Consider the following 13836-nt stretch of genomic DNA (forward strand, 5'->3'; position numbering starts at 1 on the left):
CAATGAAAACAAAGACATCGCCCGCTGCAATCCGCAGTGAGGGCGGGATTCTGGATTGATATTTCAACCTTGCCTACACAATAGGGAGCAGGACTCATGAGCAAAAAAAGTAGTGGTTACGCAGTGCGATCGCTGATCGCGCTGGCAGTTGCAAGCGCATTCCCCCTGCACGCGGCCATGGCCGCCGAAGCGGCCGCCGTTGCAGCTGGCCAGCCGGCAGCCGACGCCCCGGATACCGCCACCAAAGGCCAACTGGAAACCGTGATCGTGACCGCGCAACGCCGCGCGGAAAACATCAAGGACGTTCCAATGTCGATCGCCACGCTGAAAGGCGACAAGCTCGACGTGCTGACCTCGGGCGCCGCCGACATCCGTTTCCTGGCCGGCCGTTCGCCGTCGGTCAACGTGGAATCGGACTACGGCCGCACCTTCCCGCGCTTCTACATTCGCGGCCTGGGCAACACCGACTTCGACCTGAACGCTTCCCAGCCTGTGGGCCTGGTGATGGATGACATCGTCCAGGAAAACGCCATGCTGAAGGGCTTCCCTGTGTTCGACGTGGACCAGGTTGAAGTGCTGCGCGGCCCGCAGGGCACGCTGTTCGGCCGCAACTCGCCTGCAGGCGTGATCAAGTTCGACTCGGCCAAGCCGGTCTTCAAGCAAGAGGGCTACCTGACCCTGGGCGTGGGCAACTACTCGTCCAAGACCGCCGAAGGCATGTTCAACATCCCGGTCAGCGATACCGTTGCGCTGCGTTTCTCCGGCACCAGCCAGCACCGCGGCGACCGGGTGCACAACACCAATCCAACCCCGAACAAGGGCACCCAGGACTTCGAAGGCTACGGCGACAACGCCTTCCGCCTGCAAGCGCTGGTCAAGCCGAGCAAGGACTTCAGCGCGCTGTTCAACTACCACGAGCGCGACTATCACGGCAGCGCCACGCTGTTCCGCGCCAACATCATCAAGAAGGGCACCAACGACCTGGTCGACGGCTTCGACTACAGCTCCTACCCGAGCGACGGCATCAACTACCAGAAGCTGACCACCAAGGGCGGCAACATCCGCCTGAAGTACAACCTGGACGACATCACGCTGCACTCGATCACCGGCTACGAAACGCTGAAGTTCAACAGCCGCGCCGACGTTGACGGCGGCTACGGCGCGTCGTACGCGCCGCCGTACGGTCCGGGCTTCATCCCGTTCGCGGTCGAAACGGCCGACCTGCTGCCTAACCACAAGCAGTTCTCGCAAGAGTTCCGCGCCGAGTCGAACTACAAGGGCCCGCTGCAGTGGATCGGCGGCATGTTCTTCTTCAACGAAGACATCCAGATCGACTCGATCAGCTTTAATACCTTCGCTCCTGGCAATCCGCAGAACGCCGCCTACGCGCAGCAGTTCCAGCACGCCAAGTCGTGGGCGGCCTTCGGCTCGCTGAACTACACCGTCAGCGACAAGCTGAAGCTGCGCGGCGGTGTGCGCTACACCACCGACAAGAAGGAATTCTCGGCCGTGCGCTACGAACCGCCAGCGATGTCCGGTCCGTTCGGGATCGACAACACCTCGCACAACATGAGCTGGGATCTGAGCGGCACCTATGAGCTGGACAAGACCACCAACCTGTTCGCCCGCGTGGCCACCGGTTACCGCGCGCCGTCGATGCAGGGCCGCTTGAATGGCCTGGGCGACAAGCCATCGTTCGCCGGCGCCGAAAAAGCGCTGTCGTATGAAGCCGGTATCAAGCAGGACCTGTTCGACAAGCGCGCCCGCCTGAGCGCCTCGGTGTTCCAGTACCGCGTCAAGGACAAGCAGCTGACCGCCGGTAGCGGCACGATCAACATGAACCAGCTGATCAACGCTGAAAAAGTGACCGGCCAGGGCGTTGAAGTGGACTTCCAGGCTAACCTGAGCGACGGTTTCAGCATGACCCTGGGCGGCAGCTACAACGATACCGAGATCAAGGACAAGAACCTGTTCGTGCAGTACTGCGGCAATCTGCCGAACACCGCGCCTAACCCGTACGGCTGCACGCCGACCAACGCGGCCGGCCCGTTCCCGGGCACGTCCAAGATCGACGGCAACCCGCTGCCACGCGCGCCGAAGACCCAGCTGAACTTCACGCTGAAGTACAGCAGGGAAATCGGCGACGGCGAGTTCTATGCCTACACCGACTGGACCTACCGCACCAGCTACAACTTCTTCCTGTACGAGGCGCCTGAGTACAAGGCCAAGCCTCTGGCGGAAGGCGGCGTGCGCACCGGCTACAAGTGGGGCAACGGCAAGTATGAAGTGGCGCTGTTCGGCCGCAACATCACCGACAAGCGTGTGATCCTCGGCGCCATCGACTTCGACAACCTGACCGGTATGTTGAACGAGCCGCGCACCTGGGGCGGCACCTTCAAAGTCAACTTCTAAATTGACCGCTATCTGAAAATCCCCGCGCATCGTAAGATGTGCGGGGATTTTTTTTTATGGATGGAGCCTGATTCGTGAATCATACCGTCGTCAATCTGTGGCCGCTGCTCGGCGTGGCCGTCATCATCCTGGGCTTCGCCCTGCGCGCGCATCCGGTGCTGGTGGTGATCGCCGCCTGCGCCGTCACCGGCATCGCCGCCGCCATGCCGGTCGAGAAGCTGCTCGCCACGCTGGGCACGGCCTTCATCAAAACCCGCAACCTGCCGCTGATCCTGTTGCTGCCGCTGGCGGCCATCGGCCTGCTGGAGCGCTTCGGCCTGAAGGAGCATGCGCAGGCGTCGATTGCCCGCATCAAGTCCGCCACCACCGGCCGCCTGTTGATCGTCTACCTGGCGATCCGCGAGATCAGCGCCGCCTTCGGCCTGACCAGCATCGGCGGCCACCCGAACATGGTGCGTCCGTTGATCGCGCCGATGGCGGAGGGCGCCGCCGAAGTGCGCTACCCGGCGCTGACCGAGGAACTGCGGCACCGTATCCGCGCCATGTCCGCCGCCACCGACAACGTCGGCCTGTTCTTCGGCGAGGACGTGTTCGTGGCCTTCGGCGCCATCTTGCTGATGCAGACCATCCTGCGCGCTGAGGGGCTGGAGGTCGATCCGCTGCACATGGCGCTGTGGGGCATACCGACCGCGGTGACGGCTTTCCTTATCCATTCGTGGCGCCTGCACCGGCTGGATGCGCATATTGCCCGCGCCATGCTGGCGGTGAAGGAGCCGGCATGATACTCAAGCTCGAATACTTCTACTACGTGCTGGGCGCGATGCTGCTGCTGGTCTCGTACATGTCGCTGACCGACCAGCACAACCCCAGGCGCTATTCCAGCGCCTTGTTCTGGGCCTTGTACGCCGTGGTCTACCTGGCCGGCGAGCAGTTGCCGCCGGTGGCTGCGGGTGTGCTGATGGTGGTGATGGCGCTGATCGCCGGCTTCGGCGGCGTGGCGCTGGGCCGCTACGGCGACCGCACGCAGGAAGAGCGCAAGGGTAGCGCGCAGCGGCTCGGCCATCGTTTGCTGATACCGGCGCTGATCATCCCGGCGACGACGGTGATCGGTTCCACTCTGCTGAAGGATGTGCACCTTGGCGGCCTGCTGCTGCTGCTCGATCCGAAGAATGCCACGCTGGTCAGCCTCGGTTGCGGTTCGCTGTTCGCGGTGGCCACCGCTTGCTGGCTGACCCGCTCCACGCCGATGCAGGCGATGCGCGAATCGCGCCGCCTGATCGATCACCTGGGCTGGGCGGTGGTGCTGCCGCATATGCTGGCGGTGCTAGGCCTGTTGTTCACCGAGGCCGGCATGGGCAAAGCTGTCGCGCACGTGGTTACGTCCTACATCAATCTCGATGTGCGGCTGGTGGCGGTGGCGGTGTATTGCATCGGCATGGCGCTGTTCACCGTCATCATGGGCAACGGCTTCGCGGCGTTTCCGGTGATCGCGGGCGGCGTCGGCATCCCGGTGCTGGTCGGCGTGTACCACGCCAATCCGGCGGTGATGGCGGCGATCGGTATGTTCAGCGCCTACTGCGGCACCTTGATGACGCCCATGGCCGCCAACTTCAACATCGTGCCCGCAGCGCTGCTGGAACTACCTGATAAAAACGCCGTGGTGAAGATTCAAGTGGGCACCGCGTTGCCGCTATTGCTTGCTAATATTGTACTTCTTTATTTTCTGATGAACATGTGACGTGCACGTGAGTTGGAGTAGAGTAGCGCACAAACAGCGCAGCAAACGGAGTACATGTAGATGAAAAAGATAATATTGTTGACCGGGTTCGAACCGTTTAACAAGGAGACCATCAACCCCTCGTGGGAAGCGGTGCGCACCCTTCAGGGCTGGCACGAAGGCGACTTCGTGGTCCATTCGCGCCAGTTGCCGTGCGTGTTCGGGCAGGCCAGCAAGGTGCTGCACCAGGCGGTGGAAGAGCTCCAGCCCAGCATCGTGATCGCGGTGGGGCAGGCGGGCGGCCGGGTCGATTTATCGGTGGAGCGCATCGCCATCAACATCGATGACGCGCCTATCGCCGATAACCAGAAGCGGCAGATCGTCGACCAGCCTATCGTCACCAACGGCCCTGCGGCTTATTTTGCCACGCTGCCGATCAAGGCCATCGTGCATGCGCTGCGCGAGGCGGGCTTGCCGTCGTCGGTGTCGCAGACGGCGGGTACGTATGTGTGCAACCACGTGTTCTATAGCCTGATGCATCAGGCACACGAGTGGGGCACGACCATGCGGGCCGGTTTCATACACATTCCGTATTTGCCGCAGCAGGCCGCCGCGCATCCGGGTTCGGCCAGCATGAAGCTGGAGGACATGGTCGAAGGCCTGCGCATCGCCATCCGCACCACGCTGGCCCACGATGTGGACATGCGCGAGGCGGGCGGGGTGACCCACTAACCCCAAACCGAAGGGGTCTGACCCCGTACGGGGTCAGACCCCAGGCTTGACGGGTTTGAGGATATTCAGGAAAGCCCGCACCACCGGCGCGTCGTCCAGCGTGGTGTAGGTGATGTACAGGTTCGCCGACGGCGGATTGGTACGAATCGGCAGAAACACCACGCCCGGCCAGCCGATGCGGCTGGTGGTCTCCGGCAGCAGCGCCACACCCAGGCCCGCACCCACCATCGCCAGCAGCGTCTGCGGCTCGGACGCCTCCTGGAATATGGTCGGCTGGAAGCCGGCCTTCACACAGCATTGAATCAGGTAGCGCGGGAAGGACGACTTGTCCAACGCCAGCGTCAGCATCGGCTCGTCGGCGATGTCGGTCAGTTCGATCGCTTCCTGCTTGGCCAGCGGGTGATGCTCGTTGATGGCCACGCACACGTCCTCGCGGAAACACAGCTCCTGGCGCAGGTTGTCGTTCTTCAGGTCATCCTCGTCCAGCTTGGGCTCGCGCCAGAAGCCGACGTCGATCTGCTTGGCGCGCAGCGCATCGTATTGCAGCGTCGGACCCAGTTCGTGCAGGGTCCAGCTCACGCGCGGGAACTTGGTCTGGAACTCTTCCAGCAAACTCGGTATCGGTCCCCACATCGCCGAGCCGACGATGCCCACCCGCAGGCGGCCCACTTCGCCACGGTCGATCTGGCGGATGGTGTCGATGGTCATGCGCATCTTGCCGAGCAGGTCGGACGCTTCGCCCATCAGCGCCTTGCCGGCCACCGTCAGCTCGAAGGTGCGGGTGGTGCGGGCGAACAGCTTCACGCCCAGTTCACTTTCCAGCTTCATGATCTGCTGGCTCAAAGGCGGCTGCGAAATGTGCAGGCGCTCGGCGGCGCGGCTGAAACTCTTTTCTTCTGCGACGGCGAGGAAGTACTTTAGTTGTTTCAGATCGATGGACATGGCGAGTTCTCTAATGAGCGATCCACCGTCATTCCCGCGCAGGCGGGAATCCATGGAACGCCGGCCGGCACGCTCAGCATGGATTCCCGCGTGCGCGGGAATGACGGGTCAGGTGGTGAGCATGGCCACCGCCAGCGCGGCGCCGCAACGGGCGTTGTTCTTCACCAGTGCGATATTGGTGGCCAGGCTGCGGCCCTCGGTCAGCTGCTTGATGCGGCTGAGCAGGAAGGGCGTGACGTTCTTGCCGGTGACGCCTTGCGCATCGGCTTCCTGCAAGGCCTGCGCGGTGATGGCGTCGATCTCCGCCTTCGGCATCGCTTCGGCCGCCGGCACAGGATTGCTGACCACCACGCCGCCCTTGAGGCCCAACTGCCACTTGGTGTGGATGAAGGCCGCCTGTTCGGCCGGCGTGTCGAGCTGGAAGTCGGCGTCGAAGCCGCTCTCGCGCGTGAAGAAGGCGGGGAAGCCGCGCTGGCCCACGCTGACCACCGGCACGCCGTGGGTCTCCAGGTATTCCAGCGTCAGGCCGATGTCGAGGATGGACTTGACGCCGGCGCACACTACCGCCACCGAGGTTTGCGCCAGTTCCTGCAGATCGGCCGAGATATCGAAGCTGGTTTCCGCGCCACGGTGCACGCCGCCGATGCCGCCGGTGACGAACACCGAGATGCCGGCCAGTTCGGCGCAGATCATCGTGGCCGCCACGGTGGTGGCGCCCAGCTTGGCCTGCGCCAGCACGTAGGGCAGGTCGCGGCGGCTGACCTTCATGGCGTCGGGCGAAGTGCCCAGCAGTTCCAGCTGTTCTTCCGACAGGCCGATGCAGATCTTGCCGCCGATGATGGCGATGGTGGCCGGCACGGCGCCGCCGTCGCGGATGATCTGTTCGACCTCACGCGCCATCTGCACGTTCTGCGGGTAGGGCATGCCGTGCGAGATGATGGTCGATTCCAGCGCGACGACCGGTTTGCCGGCGGCGCGGGCTGCCGCCACTTCGGGCGAAAACAGCAGATATTGGTGCATGGTGGGATTCCTTATGCCTTGTTGGGGAAGAGCGGCGGGTTGTATTCCGCCGACAGGTCGAAGTCGTGGATCTCGTCGAGGACATCGGCGGCCAGCATCGGCGACACCGTCTCCTGGGATTCGAGCGTCATCGCGGCCACCTTCAGGCCGCGGCGGCAGGCCAGCGTCAGATCCTGGCTGCCCTGGTACAGCGACCAGCAGACGGCGGCCGAGAAGGCGTCGCCGGCGCCGGTGACGTCGACCACGTCCACCTGGTGCGCCGCCAGCCAAACCAGCTCGCCGTCGCGGGTGTGGAACACGCCCTGGCTGCCGCAGGTGACGATGACGTCCTGCGCGCCCTGGGCCAGCACGTCGCGGCAGGCGGTGCGCACGTCGGCTTCGGTCGGCAGCGCGCGGCCGGCGCGGGTTTCCAGTTCGCCGCGATTGAGGATCAGCAGGCGCAAGCCTTTCAGGTCGTCCGGCAGGCGCGCCATCTTCGGCTGCGATACGGCGACGATCACCAGCGGCACGTTGTCGGCGCGGGCGCTGTCGAGCAGCAGGGCGATGCTGTCGGCCGGCAGGTTCAGGTCGACCACCGTCATCGCGGCGGCGGAGCGCTGCGGCTGGCGGCTGGCCAGGTAGTCGGGCGTAATGCGGTCGTACAGCGCCATGTCGGCGAGCGCCACCACCAGTTCGCCGGCGTCGTCGAGGATGGCGGTGTAGGTGCCGGTCGGCGTCTCTGGCAGTTTCAGGCTGCCGCGCGTGTCGATGCCGGCGCCTTCCGCATGGTCTTGCAGACTGCGGCCGGCGACATCGTCACCCAATGCGGTCAGCAGGGCGGTCGGCAGGTTCAGGCGCGTCAGGTTCTCGGCAATGTTGCGGGCCACGCCGCCGTAGACTTCCTCGGCGGTGGCGGGATTGGAGGTGCCCAGCTGCATGGCGGCGATGGTGCGCAGCTTGCGGTCCAGGTTGGCGGCGCCTATGCACATCACCGGACGCTTGTCCGGCAGTACATAAGCACGGCCCAGCAGGCGCCGTTCGCGTATCAAACCGGCAATATGGCCGGCCACGGCGGAGCGCGACAGGCGCAGTTCCACGGCCAGGTCTTGCTGGGAAATGAAGGGATTGGCGCGGATCAGCTGGTAGAGCTGGTCCTTCTTGGAAGAATCGGTCACGGCTTACTCGCTAAAACATTTGTCCATCATGGTAAACATTTGTTCAAATCAAGTCAATCACGCACTGCGGCTAAGTTTGCCTTGTTTTATAATACCCCTGATTTATATCGCTTTAGTATAAATGCTTAAGAAAAATGGTATTTGCCATACATATGGACGATGATGCATAGTGTCAGCTTCCCCAGCCACAACAGAAAAACAGAGGATAACCATGTCTAATAATTCCCCATTCCAGGCAGCTGACATCATTCGCGCCCGTGTCCCTGCGGGCTTCAAGCCGCGCATCGCAATGATTCTGGGTTCCGGCCTGGGCGTGCTGGCGGAACAAATGACCGACGCGGTCACCATCAGTTTCAATGAACTGCCAGGTTTCCCGATCAGCACCGTGCACGGCCACGCCGGCGAACTGGTGATCGGCACCCTGTCGGGCGTGTCGGTGGTGTGCATGAAGGGCCGCGGCCACGTCTACGAAGGCTACGGCCTGGGCGTGATGACCAGCGCCGTGCGCACCATGAAGCTGCTGGGCTGCGAGATGCTGTTCGTGACCAACGCCGCAGGTTCGCTGCGCACCGAAGTCGACGCCGGCTCGCTGGTGGCGCTGACCGACCATATCAACTACCTGCCGGGCACCCCGATGATGGGCCCGAACGACGAGCGTTTCGGTCCGCGCTTCTTCAGCATGGCCAACGCCTACGACGCCGACCTGCGAGCGCTGCTGCACTCCTCGGCCAAAGAGAAGAACGTCACCCTGCACGACGGCGTGTACATCGCCTACGCCGGTCCTAACTTCGAGACCCCTGCCGAAATCCGCGCCTTCAAGACGCTGGGCGCAGACATGGTCGGCATGTCGGTGGTGCCGGAAGTGGTGTCGGCTCGTCATTGCGGTTTGAAAGTGGTCGGCGTGTCGGCCATCACCAACCTGGCTGAAGGCCTGTCGCCGTTCCCGCTGTCGCACGAGCAGACGCTGAAATACGCGGCTGTCGCAGCGACCTCGCTGATTGAAGTGATCCTGGGCTTCCTGGCCAACGTGGCCAAAACGCCGCAGGCGTAAGATTCCCGAGGGGCGGCTGGACCGCCCCTTTTGCATTGTTAACGCGTCATCCTCGCGAAAGCGGGGATCCATGCTGAGTATCCTAGCCCAGTCGCTATGGATTCCCGCCTGCGCGGGAATGACGGAACCGGAGTTCGAAATTATGAAACGCGCATTTATCCTCTTGCTCGATTCGTTTGGTTTGGGCGCCACGCCCGATGCCGCGAAGTACAACGACGTCGGCGCCAACACCTTCGGCCACATCGCCGAGTGGGCCGCCAAGAGCGGCAAGCCGATGTCGCTGCCGACCATGGAAAAACTGGGCCTGGCCGCGGCCGCCCATACCGCCAGCGGCCAGTGGGCCGCCGGCTTCGCACAGCGCGAAGGCTTCACCGCCGCCTACGGCGCGGCGCGCGAACGTTCGACCGGCAAGGACACGCAGTCCGGCCACTGGGAAATCGCCGGCGTGCCGGTGGAATTCGACTGGGGCTACTTCCCGAAAACCGTGCCATCGTTCCCGGCCGAGCTGACCGCCAAGCTGCAGCAGCTGGCCGGCGTGCCGGGCTTCCTGGGCGACTGCCACGCATCGGGCACGGAGATCATCAACAAGCACGGCGACGAGCATGTCGCCAGCGGCAAGCCTATCATCTACACCTCCGCCGACTCGGTGCTGCAAATCGCCGCGCACGAAGAATCGTTCGGCCTGGAGCGCCTGTATGAAATCTGCGAGATCGCCTTCAAGCTGGTCGAGCCGTACAACATCGGCCGCGTGATCGCGCGTCCGTTCACCGGCGCGGACGGCAACTACACCCGCACCACCAACCGTCACGACTACGCGGTCGCACCGCCGGCGCCTACGCTGCTGGACCACGTGAAGAACGACGGCGGCGAAGTGATCGCCCTCGGCAAGATCAGCGACATCTTCGCGACCCAGGGCGTATCGCGCATGGTCAAAGGTAAAGACAATATGGCGCTGTTCGACGCGCTGATGAAGGTGGAAGAAGAAGCCGGCGACAAGTCGCTGACCTTCGTGAACTTCGTCGACTTCGACCAGGCTTTCGGCCACCGCCGCGACGTCACCGGCTACTCGAACGCGCTGCACGAGATGGACGCGCGCCTGCCGGAATTCATCGCCAAGCTGAAAGAGGGCGACCTGGTGGTGATCACCGCCGACCATGGCTGCGATCCTACCTGGCCGGGCTCCGACCACACCCGTGAGCATATCCCGATGATCTTCTTCGGTCCGGGCGTGAAGGCGCAGAAGCTGCCTATCTCCGAAACCTTCTCCGATATCGGCCAGACGCTGGCCCACCACCTCGGCGTCAAACCACTTTCCCACGGAAGCAATCTGTTATGACCATCATTACCGACTTCAAACGCAACGAAGCGGTCCCGCTGGACCTGGGCTGGATCAATCACATCCACATCAACAAGAGCGCTGCCGATCGCCGCGCCGCCAGTCTGGCGAACCGCCGCACGGTGAAGAAGGAATACCAGGCCGCCTGGCTGGTCAAGGCCATCGGCCTGATCGACCTGACCACGCTGTCCGGCGACGATACCCCGGGCCGCGTCGAGCGCCTGTGCATGAAGGCCATGCGTCCGCTGCGTTCGGACCTGGTCGAGGCACTGGGCCTGCAGGACTACAAGCTGACCACCGGCGCCGTCTGCGTGTACCACGAGATGATCAAGCCGGCGACCCAGGTGCTGCAAGGCCGCCTGCCGATCGCCGCCGTATCGACCGGCTTCCCGGCTGGCCTGACCAGCATGGAAACCAAGGTGCGCGAGATTGAATTGTCGGTGGCCGCAGGCGCGACCGAGATCGATATCGTCATCACCCGCCAGCACGTCTTGACCGGCAACTGGCAAGCGCTGTACGACGAGATGCTGGCTTACCGCAAGGCTTGCGGCGAAGCGCACGTCAAGGCGATCCTGGCGACCGGTGAACTGGTCACGCTGGAAAACGTGGCCAAGGCTTCGTGGGTTTGCATGATGGCTGGTGCGGACTTCATCAAGACCTCGACCGGTAAAGAGCCGGTCAACGCGACGATCCCGGTATCGCTGACGATGGTGCGCGCGATTCGCGACTACCACGAGCAGACCGGCTTCAAGATCGGCTACAAGCCAGCGGGTGGCGTCGGCACGGCCAAGGCCGCGCTGCAGTACCTGTCGCTGATGAAGGAAGAACTGGGCAACGAGTGGCTGGAGCCACACCTGTTCCGCATCGGCGCATCCAGCCTGCTGACCGACATCGAACGCCAGCTTGAGCACTATGTGACCGGCAACTACTCCGCCGCACACCGCCATGCGCAACCATAAAGAATACGGACAAGTCATGCCAACCATCAAAGAGATCCTGAACACCATGGAATACGGCCCAGCACCGGAAAGCACGAAAGAAGCACAAGCGTGGCTGGAGCAGCACGGCCGCACCTTCGGCCTGTTCATCGACAACCAGTGGAGCGAGCCGGGCGAGTTGTTCGCCTCGACTAACCCCTCCGACGCGTCCAGGCTGGCCGACCTGACGCAAGCCACCGGCAGCGACGTCGATCGCGCCGTGGCGGCCGCGCGCGCAGCGCAGCCGGGCTGGCAGGCATTGGGCGGCCATGGCCGCGCCAAGGTCATGTACTCGCTGGCCCGCCTGATGCAGAAGCACGCGCGCCTGTTCGCCGTGCTGGAAACGCTGGACAACGGCAAGACCATCCGCGAAACCCGCGACGTCGACCTGCCGCTGGTGGCGCGTCACTTCTACTACCACGCCGGTTGGGCGCAGCTGCAAGCCGAAGAATTCGCGGACTACCGCGCCGTCGGCGTGGTTGGCCAGATCGTGCCTTGGAATTTCCCGCTGCTGATGCTGTCGTGGAAAATCGCGCCGGCCATGGCCGCTGGTAACACCATCGTCTTCAAACCGGCCGAATTCACGTCGCTGACCGCGATGCTGTTCGCCGAGATCTGCGTACAAGCCGGCGTGCCTGCCGGCGTGGTCAACATCGTCACCGGCGACGGCCGCGTGGGCGAAGCCATCGTCAACCATGCAGGTATCGACAAGCTGGCCTTCACCGGCTCGACCGAAGTAGGCCGCTTGATCCGCGTTGCCACCGCAGGCAGCGGCAAGAAGCTGTCGCTGGAATTGGGCGGCAAGTCGCCGTTCATCGTCTTCGATGATGCCGACCTGGATGCCGCTGTTGAAGGCCTGGTCGATTCGATCTGGTTCAATCAAGGCCAGGTATGCTGCGCAGGTTCGCGCCTGCTGGTGCAGGAATCGGTGCAGGATAAATTCCTGGCCAAGCTGCGCGCCCGCATGGACAAGCTGACCCTCGGCTCGCCGCTGGACAAGTCGATGGACATCGGCGCCCTGGTCGATCCGGTGCAGCAGCAGCGCATCGCCGGCCTGGTGGAATCGGCCCGCGCCGAAGGTTGCGATGTCTATCAGCCTAAATGCGAAATTCCTGCCAACGGCTCGTGGTTCCCGCCGACGCTGATCACCGGCGCATCGACTTCCGCCGCCGTGGCGCAAGCCGAAATCTTCGGCCCAGTGCTGGTGGCGATGAGCTTCCGTACTCCGCCGGAAGCCGTGCAACTGGCGAACAACACCGTCTACGGCCTGGCCGCTTGCGTCTGGACCGAGAACATCTCGCTGGCGCTGGACGTCGCGCCGCAGATCAAGGCCGGCGTGGTGTGGATTAACACCGCCAACCAGTTCGACGCCGCTTGCGGCTTCGGCGGCTACCGCGAATCCGGCTTCGGTCGTGAAGGCGGCCGTGAAGGCATGTACGAATACCTGACCGCCAAATCGGAAGATGCGCGCCCTGCGACGCCTGTGGTGGAAGCCAAGGCCAAAGCCAAGGCTGCAGCACCGGTAGCAGGCGGCGCCTTCGCCATCGACCGCACCGCCAAGCTGTACATCGGCGGCAAGCAAGCCCGCCCTGACGGCGCCTACAGCCGCGCGATCCACGGTGCTGACGGCGCCTTCATCGGCGAAGTCGGCGAAGGCAATCGCAAGGACATCCGCAATGCAGTCGAAGCGGCGCACAAGGCCGGCGGCTGGGCGAAAGCCACGTCGCATAACCGCGCGCAGGTTCTGTACTACATCGCTGAAAACCTGGCCGCGCGCGGCGAGGAATTCGCAGCCCGCATCGCCGCGATGACCGGTTCCAAGAACGCTGAAAAAGAAGTGCAGGCTTCGATCGAGCGCCTGTTCTACTACGCGGCATGGGCCGACAAGTACGACGGCCTGGCGCACCAGCCGCCGATGCACGGCATCACCGTGGCGCTGAACGAACCGGTCGGCGTGATCGGCATCGTCTGCCCGAACGAGTCGCCGCTGCTGGGCTTCATCTCGCTGGTGGCGCCGGCCATCGCGCTGGGCAACCGCGTGGTGGTGGTGCCGTCGGAAGCGCATCCGTTGTCGGCGACCGATCTGTATCAGGTGTTCGATACGTCGGACCTGCCGGACGGCGTGGTCAACATCGTCACCGGTTCGGCCGATGAACTGGCGCGCACGCTGGCGACGCACTCGGACATCGACGCGGTATGGCGTCATGACGGTTCGGCTGAGGGCTGTGCGGAAGTGGAGCGCCTGTCGGCTGCTTCGCTGAAGCGTACCTGGGTCGGCGGCGCGAAGGGCCGCGACTGGTACAGCACCGCGCAATCGGGCGGCCGCGCAGTACTGGCGCACGCATCGCAAGTTAAAAACGTCTGGATTCCATACGGCGTTTAACCCTAAGACGTAGGGGTCTGACCCCATCGGGGTCAGACCCCAGCCGCCGCAGTGCGGGGTTCGCAGGTGCCGCGAATTCCACTGCGGCGTTATCAATTTACCCAAGTGGAGA

At 63.7% G+C, this 13836-nt stretch carries 11 protein-coding genes; 8 read left to right on the forward strand and 3 right to left on the reverse strand.

What is annotated here, in order from left to right:
* Window positions 1-96: 96 nt before the first annotated feature.
* The 4 genes from V6M89_RS00945 to pcp all read left to right on the forward strand — a co-directional run bounded on the left by V6M89_RS00945 (window position 97) and on the right by pcp (window position 4861).
* Complete coding sequence (locus tag V6M89_RS00945) at window positions 97-2412, forward strand: TonB-dependent receptor (protein ID WP_332851398.1); 2316 nt, start codon at window positions 97-99, stop codon at window positions 2410-2412.
* A gap of 74 nt (window positions 2413-2486) precedes the next feature.
* Window positions 2487-3194 carry a DUF969 domain-containing protein gene (locus tag V6M89_RS00950; protein ID WP_332851399.1) on the forward strand — a complete coding sequence of 236 codons (708 nt, stop codon included), beginning with the start codon at window positions 2487-2489 and terminating at the stop codon, window positions 3192-3194.
* Complete coding sequence (locus tag V6M89_RS00955) at window positions 3191-4150, forward strand: DUF979 domain-containing protein (RefSeq protein WP_332851400.1); 960 nt, start codon at window positions 3191-3193, stop codon at window positions 4148-4150. Before V6M89_RS00950 ends, V6M89_RS00955 begins: the two co-directional genes overlap by 4 nt.
* Window positions 4151-4210: 60 nt before the next feature.
* Entirely contained in the window at window positions 4211-4861 is a 651-nt protein-coding gene (gene pcp / locus V6M89_RS00960) for a pyroglutamyl-peptidase I (RefSeq protein WP_116992518.1), read from the forward strand.
* Window positions 4862-4894: 33 nt separating this feature from the next.
* Here the strand turns inward: pcp and V6M89_RS00965 are convergent, their stop codons facing one another.
* The 3 genes from V6M89_RS00965 to V6M89_RS00975 all read right to left on the reverse strand — a co-directional run bounded on the left by V6M89_RS00965 (window position 4895) and on the right by V6M89_RS00975 (window position 7977).
* The gene (locus V6M89_RS00965) at window positions 4895-5803 is read right to left on the reverse strand and encodes a LysR family transcriptional regulator (protein ID WP_332851401.1); all 909 of its coding nucleotides are present in this window, start codon (window positions 5801-5803) and stop codon (window positions 4895-4897) included.
* Window positions 5804-5911: 108 nt separating this feature from the next.
* Window positions 5912-6823: a pseudouridine-5'-phosphate glycosidase gene (locus V6M89_RS00970; RefSeq protein WP_332851402.1), complete on the reverse strand. Its 912-nt coding sequence runs from the start codon at window positions 6821-6823 to the stop codon at window positions 5912-5914.
* 11 nt (window positions 6824-6834) lie between these two features.
* Window positions 6835-7977, reverse strand: a complete 1143-nt coding sequence (locus tag V6M89_RS00975; RefSeq protein WP_332851403.1) for a carbohydrate kinase — start codon at window positions 7975-7977, stop codon at window positions 6835-6837.
* A gap of 211 nt (window positions 7978-8188) precedes the next feature.
* On the opposite strand from V6M89_RS00975, the gene xapA reads away from it, so the two are divergent.
* The 4 genes from xapA (at window position 8189) to V6M89_RS00995 (ending at window position 13724) form a co-directional block, all read left to right on the forward strand.
* Window positions 8189-9028, forward strand: a complete 840-nt coding sequence (xapA, locus tag V6M89_RS00980) for a xanthosine phosphorylase (RefSeq protein WP_332851404.1) — start codon at window positions 8189-8191, stop codon at window positions 9026-9028.
* A 142-nt stretch (window positions 9029-9170) separates the two neighbouring features.
* Window positions 9171-10364, forward strand: coding sequence for a phosphopentomutase (locus tag V6M89_RS00985; protein WP_116992523.1), 1194 nt, complete (start codon window positions 9171-9173; stop codon window positions 10362-10364).
* Window positions 10361-11323, forward strand: a complete 963-nt coding sequence (gene deoC / locus V6M89_RS00990) for a deoxyribose-phosphate aldolase (RefSeq protein WP_332851405.1) — start codon at window positions 10361-10363, stop codon at window positions 11321-11323. Before V6M89_RS00985 ends, deoC begins: the two co-directional genes overlap by 4 nt.
* A gap of 16 nt (window positions 11324-11339) precedes the next feature.
* Entirely contained in the window at window positions 11340-13724 is a 2385-nt protein-coding gene (locus V6M89_RS00995) for an aldehyde dehydrogenase family protein (protein ID WP_442881941.1), read from the forward strand.
* Window positions 13725-13836: the final 112 nt, after the last annotated feature.

Source organism: Duganella sp. S19_KUP01_CR8, from assembly GCF_036688705.1.
GTDB lineage: Bacteria > Pseudomonadota > Gammaproteobacteria > Burkholderiales > Burkholderiaceae_D > Rugamonas.